Raw genomic sequence first — 19,130 nt, forward strand, 5'->3', positions numbered from 1 at the left:
CCGGCCCGCGCACCTCAGAGTAGACTGCCACATGGGACGGCCTCGCGAGATAAACGTGTTCTCGACGTCTTTCCTTGACCTGCTGTCGTGCGGGATGGGGGCGGTGATCATCCTGCTCATCATCTTCTTGAGTAGGCTGCGGATTGAGCCACGCGACGCGGCCGCATTTGCGTCGGTCTCGTTCAGAGTCGATTACGGCGACATTCCAATTGTGGCCCACCGTGAGGTCTGGACCTTGGACGGCAAACCACTCCTCGCGATTCGACCAAGCGGCGATAGCGCCAAGCCGTTCGAGTATACGGTAGGTTCGGCTCCGACGTTCGTGGGGTTGGAGAGCGAGGCTGTGCCGAGGGTGGGGGGGGCTTCGAACCTGGACGGGGCCGACGTGACAAGCAACTTTTGGCGAGACCCGCTGGACGCGCCAAAGCTGACGTTTCCCGGCCGCGCGTCTGGAGGTGTGGTCTGCAGGCTCACGGACCACATGCCTACCGGACGGCGGCAGACATCAATATCCATCCGCGATTGGAACTCGCCGAGGGCTGTCACCTACTCTGTCCATCGGGGTTTGATCTCCGCATCTTCTGCGCATCACTTTGATGACAATCTCAACTTCGTAGGCGGTCCAGCTCCAAACGGTAGAGGGTGGGTGTCGCATACCTACGCAGGTCGAGAAGAAGTTATATACACATTGCCAACTAGAGTGAGCGTGTCTATATACACAACAAACTCAGCCGTGTCATTCAACAGGGACATTTACACGTACCAGTTCGTAAAATCGCCGAACGGCACATTTTCGATATCGATCATTCTAGATCCCGATGCAGAGCCGGGTACTGACCCGGTGAAGCAGGTGGGGTGGCCATGAGAACCCGAGAGATCACTGTCTTCAGCACCTCGTTCCTCGACCTACTCTCCTGTGGTCTGGGGGCTGTGATCCTGCTCTGCCTCGTTTTCGCCGCCTCGAAAATGTCTCAGGGTAGGGTGAAGGGCGAGACAACCCTAATTCGTGTTCGCGTCGTGCCGCACACGGGCAGCGCACCTCCGAAGCTCGGCGTTTACGTCGAACTCGGCGATGTCGGCTGCCGGCTGAGCGCGGGAGAGCCGCCGCTGGCTGTGGGGGGAGTGAAGTTGAGCATCATCCCACAAGATCTCGGCGCGAACGAGTATACCGTCGTGCTGACCGGAGAGCGATTCGACCGCACCCACCGCGTGGGTGTATACATCCACGACTACGCTGACGCCCCCCGCCAAGGGATCGACGTGGAAGTCGAACGGTACGGGAAAGGTGCATCGACCAAGGACAAGGTGCAGTTGAAACCGGGTGAGGCGGCCCACCGAAGTTTCACGCTTGAGGGGGTCGAGTCAGATACCTACAGTTTCCGATGGGAATGAGAGCGTGATGAGGCGTTGGAGGCGGACATTGACCTTCACTGGCGTCGTCCTCGCCGGGGCGACTGTCGTCGGTCCATTCACCGTTACCACGGCCCAGCCCCCAACCACAAGTAGTTCACAACTTGCCCAGCGTTTCACGACACTGAACGGGTACTTGGACCCCAAGGCCAAGCAACTCGGCTACTATTCGAGCATGTCTGACTTTCGGGTCTACCTGAGCGACGCGAACGATCAGGTCTGGCTAGAGTGGGGGCCGCGCTCCGACTGTCAGCGGATCGACCCCGTCACAAGCCAGCAGTTCTGGAAAGACATGCTGAACAACACTTATCCGGGAGAATTGAGGCCGGCCCACAAGTACGCTTCGTTTCTCGATGTGGTGTCCAAATTCGGCCAAGGCGGGAAGCAGATCGGGTACCGTGAGTCGCAGGCGGCAGATGCCTTTTTCATCTTTCAGAAAGACACGCGTTCGGTATTAACCGCTCGTGTGGCCTCCCCGCTGCTTTCTCTGCCATACGACCTAGACGTGTTCGAGGACGGCATCGCCTCCGAAGCCCTGCAACCGCTACTCACTCTCGTGGCGGCCGAGACGCACTCGGCCCGCTGGATCGGATTGGGCAGGGAGGGGGTAGCGTTCGCCACGGCGAGGGAGTACAGGATTGCCGAGTGGCGGTCGGGTGCACTGCGCCCGACCCGATCGCACCTTATTGCGCGCTGCGGACTTCCTGGTTGGGTCAGGACGCTCGGAGGAGTGGACCCAGCGGTGGCGGGCATGGATGCCGTCGCCGCGCTCGCAGTCACCTCGCCAGATGTGTGGCACTCACACCCTTACAGCTACCCGTCCGATCCGGATGTGTGGTTCTTCGGAGACTAACCTATGTCAAGCGGAGTTGCGCAGTCCGGTGGCGGGGAGGACCCAACTGGCGAGCCGACTCGCAAAAGTCTTCGCGAGCGTTGGTCGCAAATCGTCGGCAAACTGAAGCGTCGTCCCACTACGCCCCCAGAATCCAATCTTCAGCCCCCGCCTCCACCAAACCGGGTGGTCAGAATGCTGACCGGGGGCAGCCTGCTCGGGCTATTGATCTTGTGCGTTGTCAGTTGGAGCCTCGCCTGGCTCACGTTTTTCGCTCTGGGGCTGATCTTCAATTCGACACTCTATTCAGACATCCGCAGTTTCAAATCGTTTTCCCCAGCGGACAAACTAGAATGCTACGCACGAGCTATCGGTTATCCGCCGTCAGACCTAAAATCGTTCGCCGAACCGGCGTCAGCCACAGTCCTGAGTCGATCGGTGCTATCTCCGACGCTCACCAAAGAGGGCAGGGAAGAGTTGCAGAAGTTGGCGGTTATGCAACCGTACCGTGTGGTGGGACACACTCAACTGACCAGTGCTCGCGAAGGGAAGGAGCAGTGGCATAAGGTGGGCTCGGAAGTGGGGTTGCCACAGCCCGACGGCCCGTCTTTTGCCGTTGTTTGGCGGAGCGGTGATGGGCCGCCGGCAGGGGCCGCCGATGGCGACAAGCCAAAGCCGAACGCCAAGGTGGAAATGCCTCTGGTGTACGTCTTGGAGATTAAGGCAGTAGAGGTGGGGTTACAGTTCAAAATCGTTGCCCGGTATTTTCCCGTCATCGACGGCAAGGAGCAGCCGTCCGCGGTGAAGGAAGCTTTCGTCGTGCTCGACCGGCCAACGTACTGGTTCGCGGCGCTACAACCCTGTGCGGTCAACCACTCGGCCGGCGAGTTAGCGTCGCGCTTCGTCGATCAGATGAAGGCTGATGTCCGAGGCCGGCCGAACCTGGTGAACATCGTTCTCAAGGATCGGGCGAAGGTGCAAGAGGTCGAGACGTTCATTCAACAAGTGATTCTCAGGAAACTGGGAAAGGAATTGCCATCAGGCGGCAGTGAGCAAGGGTTGCGGACTGACCGTGAATACGAAACGCTGGAGCAGCGAACGGCTTGGCCGCGCCGGCTTCAAGGTAGCGATGTTCTCGGCGTCATCCAGTTCCTGACGGTCGTTGCGTTCTGGGCGGCGGTCGTCATTTACTTCGCCCAATGGCGTGTCGTGGAGAACCAGCGCGACTACCTCGAGAGCGGTGAGCTGTTCCCGACGGACGACACTACGGTTGATCACGATCATGTCGAAGCGCGAGTCCGCAGCCTCGAAGCATTGCGGCAGAAGTACCGCGAGGGCCAAGGCAGAGACAGCGTGATTGCCTGCATCCCGCTTGAGATCGCGTACAGTGGCTACTGCGGGCTGATCGCGGCGAATATGCGCGCCGAAGGTGTGCCGGCCTTCGTCCAGACTCGCGTGTCGCTCTTCTTGGAGCGAGCCGGTAGCCGTCAGTGGCTGTTCCGGTTCTTGGTCTGGCTCATCCCCTCGATCGGGTTTGTCGGCACGGTCATTGGCATTGGAGACGCGCTTCTCGGCACAGGCGACGTGCTCTCTACCAACCCGCTACAGCAACAGTCCGCCATTCAAGCTATCGCGGGAAAGCTCGGCACAGCATTTGATACTACGTTTGTGGCGCTGATACTTAGCATCGTTACAATGTTCATGATTGGCTCGATTCAGAAGAGCGAGGAGGAACTCATCCAACGTGCAGCCGAGCGGACGCTGAACTCGCTCATCGACCCGAACCAAGTTTCGGCGCCGCCCCATGCCTCATTACAGCCGCTCCACCTGCAACCCGCCACGGCGGTCACCGCCGCACCGAACCCGTCTGCACCGCGCCGGCCGCAGCAACCGGTGGTACTTCGATTGCGTGAGATAAGGCCGTTGCGTCGGCGTTACTCTGCCGACGCAATCGCGATTGTGGTCGGTATTACCATCACGTTAGGCAGTTTGACGATCTACTTCGGGAAGGACTCTGCCGCAGCTTTGGCGGTTGAGTCACAGATAAAAGCACAGTGGGCCAATTTGTCCAAGTATGCCAAACAACGCGAGTGACTGGCCGAGGACTTCCGGTCACCACCAGTCGCGAGTTACGGCCCTTTGAACTCGACTGTAATCTCCCGCTCGGGCGTGGAGTTCGGCTTGTCGGCCCCGTAAAACTTCAGCCGGAACTTCTTCAGCGTCTCGGGGGCGATCTTCTCTTTCGTCTTTTCGTCTGTCGTGGCCGGGCCGCAGAGGATACACCCGTCCGAGTGGTCCGGTTTGTTTCCGGCGTGGAACTGAATGAACTCCCACTTCTTCCCGCCGGCAGTGAACGTGTCCAGTTCGATCAGGAAGTCGCCCTTTTTGCTCAGGACGCCGCCCGGCCCCTGAACGTGGTTTTTGCCGGACTCGTATCGAAGGTGAGCCTTGTAGGTGCCGGCCGGGACGTGCTTGTCAGCCCGCTCGTAAACCGTACCCACCGCCTCACCGTTCACGGAGAGCTTTCCGACGATGAGTCCGTCCTTGGTCTCGCCCCTCGTCACCACCACCTTGAACGGGTCGGCGGCCGGGGCTGCGGAAGCAGCAAAGAGGATGACCCACGCGGAGAGCGAGCACTTGCCCATGATGGCCCCCTGACTTGAGGTGGTAGCTGAAAGCGATCATACGGCGCGGGCGGGAAGAGTGAAGACGGGCGACTCTTAATTGATTGCTTTATATACACTCTTAAATTTTTAATACACCACAATTATTGGAATTTCTATTGGTATTCTATATGTGTAAATTATCACGCATTGAAAACGACGCGGCGGTTGCAACGCAATCGCGGTCGGCGTGCTCCCGCTGGTAAATAAAGAGTTAAGCGACCGATCTTATCGCAGTCGCGTCCGCCCTTTGCGGGTTGTGGCTTCGGCGTGAGGCTATTTCGCGTTTGACGTCGCTCAAAGTTGGGGTACATCCTCTGGCTTTGGTCCCGGCTTCTTTGGGTTCACCGGCTTTGCCCTTTTCCGAGTTGAACCCTCCACAGCTTGCAAAGGCACGGAAACCCCGTTGATCCTGTTCACCGCATCTTTCAGGTGCTGGTGCTGATCCGCGAGGTGCACGTACACCTTGGAAATCATCTCCTGCGACGTGTGCCCCATCAGTTCCGCCAATGTCTGGCCATCAACGCCCGCGAGAATCGCCCGGGTTCCAAATCCGTGGCGGCACAAATAGGCACACACGTCCTTGGGCAGTTCCAACTTCCTCTTGATTCGCCATACCTGCAGCCGAAGGGCGTTCATCGTCCACGGCAGGCCTTCGGTGTTCAGGAAAACATGCGTGTGCCCGTTCCCTCGGAGCCGGCCGGTGATCTCCTTCAACGGCCCGGTTAGGTAGATCACGCGCGGCTTGCCCGACTTCTTCCCGGTCTTGTGCTCTATCAACACCCAGCGGTCCTCTTGAACCTGATCCCATGTCAGTTCCCGCACCTCCTTCGGCCGCGCGCCGGTAAGGTAGAGAGCGAGCAGCAAATCCTTCAACGGTCCGCCAGCGTTCTCGTGCATCTTCCAAAACTCGACGTCGGTGATCGCCCGCTGTCGGGGCCGCGGCTTCGGGTTCTTCATCCCATCGATCGGGTTCTCGGGCAGAAGTTTCCGTTCTGCTGCCCACGAGAACACCCTCCCTGCGGCCTTCCGCGCGTTGTAGACGGTTGTCTCGCCCCATTCCTCCGCCTCGACCTTGGGGTCGATCCAGCGGTCGATGTGGTATGGCTTCAGCTCGCGGGCGAGCACTTCGCCGCACGCCTCGGCGAAGAGCTGGCAGTAATACTTGTTCAGGCGGTGGGTGTCGGCAGCGAAGTGGACGCGGCTGTGATGGAGGAACGCCTCGATCACGTCGGCGGTTCGACTCCCCACCGCTTCCGGAGCGGTGCGGCGGAGTTTCCGCAGCTCAATGTATTTCTCTTCCGCGAGGTGCCGGTGGTGGTCGTCGTTCGGCCCTTGCACGAGGCGGGTCTTCTCGCCCCCGAGGGTGATCATCCACCAGCCGATGTCGGACCTGTACCAAACCTTTGCCGGGCGTGCCATGGTGCCCCCTGGGAGTGTACCAAACCCGTACTAAACCCATGCGGATCGTACCGAATTATGGGGGCTGTACCAATCATCAATGTGCGAAAAAGACTCATTTTCCAGCGATTGACTCCCTGAACCGCGGCCTCCGGAGCCGAAGGTTACAGGTTCAACTCCTGTCGGGCATACTGGAAAACAAAGGGTTTCGTGAAGGGTGCAGAGCAGAGTGCACCAAACCCAACGCCCCGGTTGTCACCGGGGCGTTTTCGTTGTGTGCCAGGCATGTTGCGTATGAGGAGGTGGAAGTCCTCCGCGGGCCGTGGTGAGCGGAACCGCAAGGCGAGGCAAGGGTGCCCGTCGCGAGGCGGAATCTGAAGGAAGCCGAAGCCCCCAGTCGGGAGCCGACGAACAGGAACCGGATATCAGGCCGGCGTGGCGGGGTCAGCGGGCAACGGACCGCGAAGCCCAATCTCACTCGGACGCACACGCGGGTAAATCCGGCGGTCGCTCGACGAAGCAACGCAACTTACCCTGGGAGATCTCCCGATCCGCGAAGGCGATCTTCGCACCGCGACCGGTAACGGTGGGGGGATGGTTCGGGAGAAGTCAGCCGAGGCCGTAGTAACTCGTCCGTCCGGTGGAGCGATCCACGGGGGAGGCACCCACACCTCGTAAGGACGAACGAAGGGCCGAACTTAATGTGCCAAGGAGCAGCCGGAGCCGACTCGATGGGCGTGAAGCGACCGCAAGGCCGGCCGGACCAACGGACCCTCTTCGAGGGCTCGGAGGCCGACCGGCGCCACGACACAACCGGCGAAGGCGGAACCGGAGCGGGTGTGGTCGAGGAGTCACAAGCGTCTGCGGCGTTGGAGCCGTCACGCGCCTTGACGGATCGTCTGATGGAGGAGGTGTGCCAGCGAGGCAATCTCAACCAAGCTTACTCTCGGGTGAAGGCGAACAAAGGGGCACCGGGAATCGACGGGATGACCGTCGAGGACTCGCTCCGCTGGATCGCCGAGCACAAGCAGGAACTGCTGTCGAGTCTGCTCGACGGGTCGTATCGTCCGAGTCCGGTGCGTGGGGTTTTGATCCCGAAGCCGGGCGGAGGCGAGCGGCAGTTAGGGATTCCGACGGTGGTGGATCGTCTGGTTCAGCAGGCGATTCTGCAAGTGCTGACGCGTTTGTTGGACCCGACCTTTTCGGAATCCAGCTACGGCTTCCGTCCCGGCAAGAGCGCTCACCAGGCGCTGTTGAAGGCGAAGGAGTACGTGGCGGATGGTCGAGCGATTGTGGTGGACGTGGACCTGGAGAAGTTTTTCGACCGGGTGAACCACGACATCCTGATGGCCCGGCTGGCGCGTCGTGTGTCGGACACGCGCTTGTTGCGGATCGTGCGTCGCTTCCTGGAAGCGGGGCTGATGCAAGACGGTGTGTGTGTCGCACGTCACGAGGGGACGCCGCAAGGGGGTCCGCTGTCGCCGCTGCTGGCGAATCTGCTGTTGGACGACCTGGACCAGGAACTGGAGCGCCGGGGCCACACCTTCTGCCGGTACGCGGATGACTGCAACATTTACGTGCGGTCGGAGGCGGCCGGTCGTCGGGTGATGGCGTCGGTCGTGACGTTCCTGGAGGCGAAACTCAAGTTGCGCGTCAATCGTGAGAAGAGTGCGGTGGCACGGGTCGAGGAGCGGAAGTTCCTCGGCTATCGCCTCCTGAGCGACGGGCGGTTGGGGATCGCGCCGGCGAGTCTGGAGCGGGCCAAGGACCGCATCCGGGCGATCACCCGTCGGAATCGGGGCATCGGCCTCGAGCGGATGGTCAGGGAACTCAACTCGTTTCTGACCGGCTGGGTGACGTATTTTCGCCACGCGGCGATGAAAAATCACCTGACCGAGCTGGACGGCTGGGTTCGCCGGAAGCTGCGGTGCGTGCGGTTGAAGCAGTGCAAGCGAGTGAAGCCGATGGTAGATTTCTTCGCTCGGCAGGGCGTGTCGCTGCGTCAGGCGTGGTGTACCGCGTTGTCGGGGAAGGGCTGGTGGCGGAAGTCGGGGACGCCGGTGGCGAACCAGGCGATGCCATCCAGTTGGTGGGAGACGCTCGGATTGGTGAATCTCGTCGGTCGGTACGAGAAGTTGCAAACACGTTAGGAACCGCCGGATACGTAAGTACGTCCGGTGGTGTGGGAGGACGGCGGGGCAATCCCGCCTCCTACCCGATCGATGACCCTTCACGCCGCTCGATTCCCATCAAATCAGATCGACACGACCACTTTGAAGACAACCAACTGATGCCGAGTTGTCGCTGCCCAACCGTGAGTTCGACGGAGTGGCCATGATCGATCTGCCCGTCACGAACCGCCGGCCGCTCGCCCAACTGGTGGTCTGCCAGGGGTGCTGCTGCGGGCGCACGGACCGCGGTCGGCCCGAGGTGCCCGTCGGGCGGCTCAAGGACGTGTGGAAGGGCGAGAAGCTGAACCGCTCGGTGCAGCTCACCGTCTCCGGGTGCCTGGGGCCGTGCGACCTGGCCAACGTCGCCCTGGTCATCACCCCGGGCGGGAACAACTGGTTCGGCGGACTGGCCGGGGACGCCGTGTACGAGGCCCTGATTGCCTGGGCACGGGAGTGCCACCACACGGGGCGTGTCGCCCCGCTGTCGGCCGGGTTCGACGGCCTCCGGTTCGAGCGGTTCGGGGCGAGCGAAGAGGGCGAGGTCGGGTGACACGGGCCGACGGAACTGCGATTTCGGTCCGGTGGCGTTGTTCCGGAGAACCACTCCCCTCCCTCACAACCTGGATCGCACGTCCGCGATTATGGGTTACGGGAGGCGATTGAATAAGTGGTTTTGAAAAGTCGAGGGTGCAAGGAAACCGGATCGGGCTGCTCTCGAAGGCGCACACCCCGTCGCCGTTCAGCGCCGTCCGAACGGTAATAGGGTCAGACCGGCAGGCGTCGCCGCTCGCGGACGAGTTCCGGCGTGTAGCGGTTCTTCTCTTTTTGCGTGCCCAGGCCCAAGTCCGCGTGGATGATGCAACAACACACGTCGTCAGAGTCGGCACAACAGACCGTGTGAGACCGAGGAACCGTCCGGCCAAGACTTTTTCGCGTCGCTTGTGGGTGTCGTCGTAAACGCGTGGCCGTCCCCGCACAGAAAATCTATACCCGACCCCGCCGTCTGTTATCTCGACGGGCCGCTTGCAGCACTTCGGAAAGACGGCATCCCGGTGCCGTTTCGAGCCCAAACATAGGCTGTCGCGGCACTCCCAGACCGGCGGCTGAGACGGGTCTTCCCGACGTTCACCATCGACCCTTTGCAGCAAGCGCATTTTCCCCTGAGCTTCTTCGCCAAAGCCCGTCCTTCTGATGACGGGTGGCACACCTGCCCATCGCGGGTGGGGTTCACCAGCAGTCCATGCCGCTCCAGGTGCTGAACGCCCTCAATGTACGGTATGGCGGCGTCCCCATCCCGTGAGCTCGTGATTTCGGTCATGTCGATCAAGACTGCGAAGCCCGCCTCCAACCCGACCCGAACAAAGAGGAGCATTTTGGTCCGCGAGTCGATCAGGCGGGTCAGGAACTCCACCTCCTCGGGCGTGGGCTCAAAGGCCGGCGGCTGCATGGTCGGGACGTGAGACGGAAGAAGGCCGACATCGACCGCCTTCCCGATCCAGGTGAGGAGGAGACCGTCGAACGCCTCCCGTCGGACCGGCGTTCCCGTCGTCGCAAACGCGGACAGGCGGGCGACCAGGGCATTCACGACGATCTCTCGCATCGGCGGTGAGCGGATGCCGAGTTGGCGGGCCTGGAAGTAGTGATCCAACTGGTGGGCGGCCTGGTGGATGAGCCCGCCGAGATCCAGATTGTGCGGGGCGGGAACCTGCACCCGCCCGTGCGCCCCCAAGTCGATTACGCCTTGCGACGCCGGCCCAATAGGGCGGATCTCGTACTCGTCGGCGGCTATCGACCTTTCGAGATCCTCAGCCCAGCTCTTCGTATCGGGGACGCTGATCTGGTTCTGGGACGACTTGACTTGCACGACCTTCCGGCGACCCGGATACTCCCAGAGGATGTCGACCGTGTCGGAAGACACGTCCGGCTCCAACGCCAGGGAGGACCAGTCGTGGTCGTTCGCCGGTGCGTCGAGCACGGAGATCAACGCCTGAACCAGATAACCTCGCCCCCCGGCCTGCCCACTCATGGCGGCCTCGGTGTTGCAGCAACGAACAGGAAACGCTCCCGGATAATAACCTCACCACGCACGCAGTACCCGGGTCGCCAGGGTGTGGCGCGCCGGCGACGGGAGAATGCTGGCGATGCTCGCCAGGTTAATGGTAACCTGAGCGACAACGGCCGCAAATACAGCGATCCGGGCACGCCATCGGGCGCGATCCGCGAGCAACTCACGCACCTTCGCCGTCGCCTCTTCCGTTCGTGCGTCTGCGTTCCTGTGCGGGCGGTACTCCGGCCACAGATCATTCGCCACGACCGACGGAGAGGTCACAATCGCTCTACTCGTCCGTGCCGCGTCCGGGTCTGGTTTTCTGGTTTCGTTGCACTCGCCTACTGACGCAGACAGGTGGCGAACACAGTCGGCAAAATGACCGAGTCCGTTGTTGCGTGTTGCGACTTCCTGACCGTTGGCCCCAAACTTCCGAGCGGAGCAGGCCCATGTTCGCCGTCTTCGAGTGCGTGGCGCTAGCGGTCAAGGAGCACGGGGTGCATGGGCTGGCCGAACTGGTCCCCGGCGGGCAGTACGTGGCCAAGGTCGCCCAGCAGGCGTATGCGCTGTACTGCGAGCGGAAGAAGGCCGAGGCGTTCCGGGAGGAGATCGCGAAGGCCGCCGCCAGCAGCGCCGACGAGGCCAAGAAGGTCGCCGAACAGGTCGCGCGGCAGGTGGTGAACGAGGGCTCGATCGAGGACCGGCTCACCCTCGAACTGTACCTGACCCAACTGCCGGGGGCGGTGCGGCAGTCGCTGAAGCGCGCCGACGACCCGACCGGGCAGACGGTCCCGCCGGACTTCGCGATCGGGGAGCCCGAGGACCTGGCGAAGCTCCTCCCGATGCGGGTGCCGCACTTCCGGCCCGGCGCGGACCTCCCCGGGCGCCCGGGGTGGAAGCTCGAAGAGTTGCTCGGCGCCGGCGGGTTCGGCGAGGTGTGGCTGGCGCGGCACGGCTTCCTCCCGCAGCCGCGGGCGGTGAAGTTCTGTACCGACGCGAAGGTGCGCGCGAAACTCACCTCGCACGAGGGCCGGGTGATCGCCCGCGTGATGGAGCAGGGGCCGCACCCGAACGTCGTCCCGCTCCTCGATGCGGTACTCGACGGCGAGGCCCCGTGGCTGATGTACGAGTACGTGGGCGGCGGGAGCCTGATCGACCTCATCCACCGGTGGCAGGCGCTCCCGGAGGCGGAACGGGAAGCGGCGACGGCGCTCGCGATCGGGCAACTGGCCGGCGCGGTGGGCGCGTTTCACCGGCTCAGCCCCGCGATCGTTCACCGCGACCTGAAGCCGGCGAACATCCTATTTCACGTCGACGCGCGGCCGAGCGGCTCTGCCGCCGACGTGCGCCTTCGGATCACCGATTTCGGCATCGGCGGGGTGGCGGTCGATTACCTGCGAACGAACCCGGCCGGCCTGTCGATGATGACCGGCTGGCTCGAAACGTCGCTGCGCGGGTCGTACACGCCGCTGTACGCCAGCCCCCAGCAGGCCCGCGGCGCGAAACCGGACCCGCGCGACGACGTTCACGCGCTCGGGGTGATCGCGTTCCAAATGCTAACGGGCAAACTCGCCGAGGCGCCCGGGACGCGGTTCGAGCGCGAACTCAAACGCCGCAACGTGTCCGATGAACTGATCGAGATCGTGGGCGACTGCGTGGACACCGAGCCGACCGGGCGGCCGAAGGACGCGGCCGAGCTGGCGGAGCGGTTGGGCAAGTTGCGCGGCGGGAAGAGCCCGGTCTCCGAACCGGCCCGGGTGGGTAGTCCGCCCGCTCCGGTCCCTGTTTCGGCCCCTGTCCCAGCGGCGAAGGATGAGAAGGTGCCCGCGGAACCGAAACGGGCGGGCGGCTCGTCGGCAGTGAAGCCTGCGGTGCCGTCCGCACCCTCGCGAGAGGGGCGAGGGGCGGCGCTCCCGACCCCGTCGGGGCTCGAAGGCGGCTCGGCGCCGGTGTCGATCGTCGCGCAGGCGGTGCCGGCCGAACCCGAGAAGTGGCTGATCCCGCTGCGCGGGCAATGGTTCTCCCGGGCTACCAACGGACTGGACGCTCAGTGGACGCCGGGTGGCGCAAAACTACCCGGTGAGGTGGTCGCGAAGCCCGGGGAAGTGTACCGCCTTTCCCTCAATCCCGACACAACCGGCGACGCCGAACTTGTCAAACTTAAGGCGCTTGCCGGTTTGCCGGGGCTCGAAGCCGTCGACCTGTCGGGCTGCGTTCGCGTCACAGACGCCGGGCTGATGCACCTCGCGAGCCTGCGCGGGCTGAAGGCCGTGGGGCTCGCCGACACCCAGGTCACCGATTCGGGCGTAACACTATTGCTGACACGCTTTCCTGACCTGGAAGCCGTCGGGCTGGCGAACACCGCTTACGTTTCGCCGACCGTGATCCCGTACCTCGCGAGGATGCGGAAGCTGAAACGGCTCGCGCTGCCCCCGCGGGCCGACACCATCGACGTGCGGGTCGAGTTTCAGAAGCGCCGGCCCGCGTGCCAGTTGGTGTAAACTGTTCGGAACTCACTTCCTGATATGGAGGTTAGTCCGATGACCAAGACGCCGCTCGACGGCGAAGCGATCTTCACCATCACCGATTTCCTCACGCCGGAGGAATGCGCCCAGTTCATTGCCCAGAGCGAGGCCGTTGGGTTCGGAGACGCGCCGCTTGCCGGTGGCGAGGTGGTCAAGTCGTTCCGCGACAACGACCGGGCAACGCTCGACGACCCGGCCCTCGCGGCGCGCCTCTTCGAGCGCGCGAGGGCGTTCCTGCCATCAGTTATTGAGGGGCACGAGCTGGTCGATTTCAACGAGCGGTGGCGCTTCTACCGGTACGGCCCCGGGCAGACGTTCAAGCCGCACCACGACGGGGCCCACCACCGGTTCCGGCAGCTCCAGTCGAGCGAATTGACGTTCCTGATCTACCTGAACAACGACTTCACCGGCGGGGGCACGAACTTCTTCCACAACCTCCTGACGCACTTTCAGTTTGGTGTGGGGCCGTGGCTGTGGTGAAGCCGGTGCGCGGCACGGCGCTGGTGTTCCGGCACCGACTGCTCCACGAGGGGGCGGTCGTGGAGAGCGGGCGAAAGTACGTGCTGCGCACCGACGTGATGTACGGGCGCCCCCGGGGCGTGAATGCGGCGGGGCGGTCTGGGTAACGTCCGGTTGTACGGATTCGCTTGTCCGTGCGGTTCGTTTCAACTCGGGCAGACTGCGCGGTCGATACCATCGTGCCTAACGTGCCGGTGTTCCGGTTTCTGCACGGGTGCGACATGCACGGATCAGCACGCTGCCTGCCCTACATCGCCGGGTTCGCTCTCCTCGCCCTCATTGCGACACCGGGCTGCTCGCGATTTCATTATCGCGAGCGGGCCGACAAGGATGTCGCCGGGGTGATCTCTCAAAAGAACATCTTCCCCGACTGGCAGGTGAAGAAGGATTGGCACGTGTACCCCGACCCGCGGTCGCGGTTCGCGGACAACTCCAATCCGGACCGCCCGCCGTACCCGCCGGACGACTTCGCGGCCCGCGTCCTGTCCCCCCATCCGCAGCGCCCCACGAAGAAGTCCGGGGTCGGGCGGGTGGACGGGGACGGGTACGTGGCGATGCTCGAGCAGTGGGACGCAGAGAACCGCGCCGGAGAACCGCCACCACCGGCACGCGGGGTCGCGGAGCAGAGCCCCGGTTCGGCTCCGACGGTGAAGAAGGACGGGGGGACAACCTCTCAGTGGCCGACCACGCCAGGGGCGCGGCCCGTAGAACGCACCGTGGCACAAAAGCCCGCCCCCCGGGCGGAAGCTGACGGAGCGAAACCGGCCCCCGACCGCCCCGCCGTGCGCCACAGCTTGCCGCCCGGTTTCCCCGGTGCGAGCCCGGTCGAGCCGCCCGCGGCGGTCGCGAAACAACCGGCGACCTCGTCGGGCACTGCCAAGGTCGCGCCGAACGCTCCCGCCAAGCCGGGCGAGTTCGGTCCGTGGACAGCAGCGAACCGCACGACGCCCACGCCGAATACGGAGCCGGGGCGCGCCAAGCTGGCGCCGCCGACCGTGGTCGTCGTTTCGGGCAAGGACGAGCCGAGTGGTGTTGCGGTTCCTGCGGTCGGTCGCGCGCCCGTCGTGGTGCCGGATCCGGTTTCGGCGCCCGACGTTGCCCCGGCGCAGCCGCTCCCGCTCCCCGTTCCGGAGACGAAACCACCCGAAACAAAGCTGCCCGACCCGAAGCCGTCTGAGACGAAGCCGTCGGGCGAGAGCCCGCTCGGGGCGATGTCCGACCTGTACCCGCCGGTGCTCGCCACCGGCGACCCTGCGTCGGACTACCTTAAAGCGCTGGAGTCCGCACAATCCGGGTACCGCATCAAGCTCGATCAGGCCGTCGAGCTTGGGCTGTTCAACGCCCGCGAGTACCAGGACCGGCGCGAGGACCTGTACCTGAGTGCGTTGCCGGTCACGCTGGAGCGGTTCAATTTCGCGGCGCAAGCGTTCTTCACCGAGCAAGTGGTTCGCCGGTCCACCGGGCGCGAACTGGGGGGCGGCGAGCGCTGGAACATGAGCACCACGGCGGGCTTCAACAAACTGTTCCCGACCGGGGCACTGCTCGCCGTACAACTCGCAAACCAGGTGGTCATCGACCTGTCCGGCGACCGGCCGCAGACCAGCATCAGCAACCTGACGCTGAGCCTGGCGCAGCCGTTCCTCCGCGGCGGCGGGTTCGCCGTCACGCTCGAAGGGCTGACGCAGGCGGAGCGCACGCTGCTGTACGCGATGCGCTCGTACGCGCGGTTCCGGAAGATCTTCTACGTGGCGATCGCGGGCGGCGGCGGGTACACGAACAACCCGTACGGGCTCCAGGGGCTGTCGACGAACCTGGGGCGCGGCATCGGCGGCAACCTCACCGCCCCGAGCACCGGGTTCATGCCGCTGCTGTACCAGTCGGCGGTCATCAGCAACCAGCGCAAGAACGTGACCGCGCTGGAGCGGCTGTTGCGCCTGTACCAGGCGTTCCGCGAGGGCGGGCAGCAGTCCGACCTCCAGGTGGGGCAGGTGGAAGTGCAGTTGCTCAGCAGCCGCGGCCAGCTCCTCGGGCAGGTCGGGGGCGTGGCGGCGGGCGGCGGGGGCGGCGGGGGGAGCGGGATCCGCGGGTACCTCGACGCGCTCGACAACTACAAGCTCCAGCTCGGGCTGCCGGTGACCGTCGCGCTGGACCTCGACGACACGCCGCTGCGGCCGATCCGGCAGCAGCTCGGTCGGTTCGAGGAGGTGTACGCGCAGGTGCAGCAGGTGGAACTGGAGGCCGCGAAGTACGACCCGGCGGTGCCGGTGGCGCAGTTCCGCGGCCGGTGGCGCGCCCTGCTCACGGAGTCGCCGCTGGCAAAGGGCACCGCGTTCGCGAAGAGCATCGGGGAGCGGTTCGACTCGTGGGCGCCGGCCAAACTGAACGACGACCAGGCCGCCACCCGACTGGCCCTGCTCCGGGAGGAGCGGCGGAAGCTGCTCGACGCCCGCGCCGCGCTGCTCGCGAAGGGCCAGCCGGAGCCGCCCGCCGACACCCGCCGCGTCGCGCTGCTGGAGGACGAGATCGACCTGGGCGAGTTCGACCGGCTGGTGCGGGTGTACGAGTCGCAGCCGTGGACCAAGTTCACCGGCCCGGCCCGTGCGGCGGCCCAGGCCGGCGCGTTCCGGGACGTGTTCAGCGCGTTCTACCTGCTCATCCTGGAGGCCCGCAACGACCGGCTGGTGCTGGTCCGGAACCAGTGGCCCGAGCTGCCGCCGCTCCCCATCGGGGCGGGCCAGGAGGGGAGCACCGACGCGCTGGCGGCCCCGCTGGATGAGGCGTACACGGCCGCGATCCGGGCGGCCCTGTCGAACCGGCTCGACCTGATGAACGCCCGGGCACAGGTGGTGGACTCGTGGCGCCAGATCGCAATTCAGGCAAATTCGTTGCAGGGGGTCTTCGACGTCCGGTATGATTTAACGAGCAGCACCCCGGCCGGTCGGAACAATGGTCTCGCGTTTTCCGCCGACCGGAGCGACCACCGACTGACTTTTAACGCGGAACTGCCTCTAATTCGCCGCGCCGAGCGTAATAATTACCGTGCCGCACTGGTCTCCTACCAGCGCTCGCGCCGCACGCTGATGGCGTTCGAGGACAACATCACCAACGACGTGCGCAGCGACCTCCGGGATTTGCGAACCTTCGCTCAGTTGTACCGCATCCAACAGCGGGTCGTGGAACTCGGGTACTCGCAGGTGGACAACGCCCAGGCGATCCTGCTCGCGCCCCCGGCGCCCGGGGCCGGGAACGACGCGGGCAGCGCCGCCGCCCTCACCCAGCAGGTGCTCGACGCCCAGAGCCGGCTGGTGGCCGGGCAGAACTCGCTGTACCAGATTTGGGTCGCCTACCAGACCAGCCGGATGCAGCTGTACCTCGACCTCGAACAGATGACCCTCGACGACCGCGGGGTGTGGATCGATGAGTTCTTCAACCGAGCCGACAGTTCCCGTCGTTCACCCGAGCCCGCCGGCGACCGCCCCCGGCAGCCCGTCGGTGAACAGCTTCCTGCCCCCCGGCCATTCGGACGGTAAGCCGCGGCAGCTTCCGTCCCGGGCCAAGGGGCGGAAACTGCTCCTGCCGCTTGCGCTGGGTGGGACGCTGGCGCTGGCGGCCGCCGCGATCGGCGGGTGGTACGCCTTCCGCCCGGTCCCGGTCCGCAACGACGTGCTGCTCCACACCGTCCGGCGTGAGCCATTGGTGGTCACGGTCGCGGAGAAGGGGACCCTCGAGTCGGCCGACAACCGCGACATCGTGTGTAAAGTGCGGGCCGGCTCGAAGGGGTTCGCCAGCACAATCAACTGGGTCATCGACGACGGCTCCCGGGTCAAGCCCGGTCAGCTTCTGATGATTCTCGATGACTCCGCCCTGAAGGACCAGGAGGAGGAGCAGCAGATCAAGGTTGACACAGCCTCGGCCAACAAAATCAAGGCCGAGAACGATTACGACATCGTGGTCAAGCAGAACGAGATCGCCGTCGAGACCGCAAAGAACGCGCTGGCTCTGGCCGAGATCGATCTGGAGAAGTTCACCGGGCTGAACTACGACCCGACCCTCGGCGCGCTCGCGGTGGTCGGCGGCGGGATGGCGTCGCTGTCCGAGACCGGCTCGTTCCGCCAACTGGTGGACGATCAGACCGGGCAGGTGAAACTGGCCGAGAGCAACCTGGAACAGTACCGGGAGCGGGCCGCGTGGTCCGACCGGATGGTGAAGCTCTCGTACATGAGCGCCGCCCAGGCCCAGGCCGAGCGGTCGAAGATGGAGAGCGCCGTCGAGGACTTGCGGAGCAAGCGGGCCAAGCTCGCACAGATGCTCAGCTACGACCGCAAACAGCAGCTCACGGACTTCCGGAGCAAGCGGACGAGCGCACTGCTGGCCTACGAGCAGGCGGTGCTGCAAGCGGACGCGAACCTCGCTAAAGCACTGGCCGAGAAGAAACGGGCCACGTCCGAGTTCATCCAGCAGGACGAGAAACAGCGCGAGATCTCGCTCCAGCGCGCCGAGTGCAAGATCACGGCGCCGAGCGACATCGAGCCGGACTCGATGGTGGTGTATTTCCGGTCCGAGTCCAACCGGTTCGGCAGCAGCAGCAGCCAGGGGCTTATCGAGCAGGGGGCGCAGGTCAAGGAGGGGCAGAAGCTGCTCCGCATCCCGAACCTGCACCGGATGCAAGTGAACACCAAAGTCCACGAGGCGATGGTGGCCCGCATCCGCGGCGATGTGCGGGTGCCGACCCACCTCGTGGACGGGTTCCAGGCGGTGATGCTGCTGAACACCGACCCGTTCGGCCGTCTCGTGGGCCAGCGGAGCGACCTGATCGACCGGGTGCGTGAGAAGTTCCGCAACCAAGAGTACAAGAAGCTGGCTGACGGGCAGAGGGCCACGGTGCGGGTCGATGCGCTGCCGGACCGCCAGTTCGAGGGCCACGTGCGCACGGTGTCCGCGGTCGCCAGCCAGGCTGACTCGTGGATCTCGGACGTGAAGCTGTACCAGACGCTGGTCATGATCGACTCCGAGGTGTTCCCGGACGGGACCAAGAAGCGGATCGAGAACGAGCAGCTCAAACCGGACATGACCGCGGAGGTGACGATTACGGTAGACACCGCGCGGGAGGCCGTTTTGACGGTTCCGGTGCAGGCAATCATCGGTGGCACCGAGATGGGCGTGAAGCGTGAGGTCTACGTCAAGTCCCCGGCCGGGGGATACGATCGAAAGCAGGTGGAGCTGGGGCTCTACAACGAGAAGTTCGTGGAGATCAAGACCGGCCTGTCCGAGGGCGACGACGTGGTGATGAACCCGAAGGTGCTGCTGGCCCCGGACGACAAGACCCGCACCCGCGACGCCGCACCCGGTGGTGGCAAGGGTGAGGGCAAGGGCGGCGGGTTCGGTGACAGCCCGAAGGGCGACGGATCCGGCGCACCGGGCGGCGGTAAGAAAGGTGGCGGTAAAAAGGGCGGCGCGGGCGGCCCGCCGCCGGGCGCCGGAGGCCCCCAGCAGGGGTGATCGATGCGCGGCGCGAGCCCGCCGGTGTGACACGACTCAGGGTGCGAATTGCACCTGTGTGGT

At 64.4% G+C, this 19,130-nt stretch carries 14 protein-coding genes; 11 read left to right on the forward strand and 3 right to left on the reverse strand.

Features of this window, described 5'->3' with window-relative positions; genetic code table 11:
* Window positions 1-55 precede the first annotated feature (55 nt).
* From GobsT_RS07060 to GobsT_RS07075, 4 genes are all read left to right on the forward strand, one after another.
* Window positions 56-865, forward strand: coding sequence for a hypothetical protein (locus tag GobsT_RS07060; protein ID WP_148087638.1), 810 nt, complete (start codon window positions 56-58; stop codon window positions 863-865).
* Complete coding sequence (locus GobsT_RS07065; RefSeq protein ID WP_109571232.1) at window positions 862-1,392, forward strand: hypothetical protein; 531 nt, start codon at window positions 862-864, stop codon at window positions 1,390-1,392. Before GobsT_RS07060 ends, GobsT_RS07065 begins: the two co-directional genes overlap by 4 nt.
* Before the next feature lie 154 nt (window positions 1,393-1,546).
* Entirely contained in the window at window positions 1,547-2,263 is a 717-nt protein-coding gene (locus GobsT_RS07070; protein ID WP_148087639.1) for a hypothetical protein, read from the forward strand.
* Between the two features lie 174 nt (window positions 2,264-2,437).
* The gene (locus tag GobsT_RS07075) at window positions 2,438-4,336 is read left to right on the forward strand and encodes a MotA/TolQ/ExbB proton channel family protein (protein ID WP_010034073.1); all 1,899 of its coding nucleotides are present in this window, start codon (window positions 2,438-2,440) and stop codon (window positions 4,334-4,336) included.
* 35 nt (window positions 4,337-4,371) lie between these two features.
* On the opposite strand, the gene GobsT_RS07080 is transcribed toward GobsT_RS07075, so the two are convergent.
* Window positions 4,372-4,887, reverse strand: coding sequence for a DUF5675 family protein (locus GobsT_RS07080; RefSeq protein ID WP_010034072.1), 516 nt, complete (start codon window positions 4,885-4,887; stop codon window positions 4,372-4,374).
* 315 nt (window positions 4,888-5,202) lie between these two features.
* Window positions 5,203-6,327 carry a tyrosine-type recombinase/integrase gene (locus GobsT_RS07085; protein WP_010034070.1) on the reverse strand — a complete coding sequence of 375 codons (1,125 nt, stop codon included), beginning with the start codon at window positions 6,325-6,327 and terminating at the stop codon, window positions 5,203-5,205.
* A gap of 881 nt (window positions 6,328-7,208) precedes the next feature.
* Between GobsT_RS07085 and ltrA the strand changes: the two genes are divergently transcribed.
* Window positions 7,209-8,456: a group II intron reverse transcriptase/maturase gene (gene ltrA, locus GobsT_RS07090; protein ID WP_010041184.1), complete on the forward strand. Its 1,248-nt coding sequence runs from the start codon at window positions 7,209-7,211 to the stop codon at window positions 8,454-8,456.
* Between the two features lie 184 nt (window positions 8,457-8,640).
* Complete coding sequence (locus GobsT_RS07095) at window positions 8,641-9,027, forward strand: (2Fe-2S) ferredoxin domain-containing protein (RefSeq protein ID WP_010034066.1); 387 nt, start codon at window positions 8,641-8,643, stop codon at window positions 9,025-9,027.
* Window positions 9,028-9,483: 456 nt separating this feature from the next.
* Here the strand turns inward: GobsT_RS07095 and GobsT_RS07100 are convergent, their stop codons facing one another.
* The gene (locus GobsT_RS07100) at window positions 9,484-10,503 is read right to left on the reverse strand and encodes a hypothetical protein (RefSeq protein ID WP_010034062.1); all 1,020 of its coding nucleotides are present in this window, start codon (window positions 10,501-10,503) and stop codon (window positions 9,484-9,486) included.
* Between the two features lie 470 nt (window positions 10,504-10,973).
* On the opposite strand from GobsT_RS07100, the gene GobsT_RS07105 reads away from it, so the two are divergent.
* From GobsT_RS07105 to GobsT_RS07120, 5 genes are all read left to right on the forward strand, one after another.
* Window positions 10,974-13,025, forward strand: a complete 2,052-nt coding sequence (locus tag GobsT_RS07105) for a serine/threonine-protein kinase (RefSeq protein ID WP_010034058.1) — start codon at window positions 10,974-10,976, stop codon at window positions 13,023-13,025.
* 39 nt (window positions 13,026-13,064) lie between these two features.
* A complete protein-coding gene (locus tag GobsT_RS07110) occupies window positions 13,065-13,529 on the forward strand; it encodes a 2OG-Fe(II) oxygenase family protein (protein WP_050790202.1) in 465 nt (154 codons plus the stop codon).
* Window positions 13,517-13,675 (forward strand): hypothetical protein, encoded by a 159-nt coding sequence (locus tag GobsT_RS38660; protein WP_197905103.1) that lies wholly within the window; start codon window positions 13,517-13,519, stop codon window positions 13,673-13,675. Before GobsT_RS07110 ends, GobsT_RS38660 begins: the two co-directional genes overlap by 13 nt.
* 114 nt (window positions 13,676-13,789) lie before the next feature.
* The gene (locus tag GobsT_RS07115) at window positions 13,790-17,098 is read left to right on the forward strand and encodes a TolC family protein (RefSeq protein WP_148087640.1); all 3,309 of its coding nucleotides are present in this window, start codon (window positions 13,790-13,792) and stop codon (window positions 17,096-17,098) included.
* A complete protein-coding gene (locus GobsT_RS07120) occupies window positions 16,986-19,067 on the forward strand; it encodes a hypothetical protein (RefSeq protein WP_148087641.1) in 2,082 nt (693 codons plus the stop codon). The genes GobsT_RS07115 and GobsT_RS07120 overlap by 113 nt, the downstream gene beginning before the upstream one ends.
* Window positions 19,068-19,130: the final 63 nt, after the last annotated feature.

Source organism: Gemmata obscuriglobus, assembly GCF_008065095.1.
In the GTDB taxonomy this organism is placed as follows: Bacteria; Planctomycetota; Planctomycetia; order Gemmatales; family Gemmataceae; genus Gemmata; species Gemmata obscuriglobus.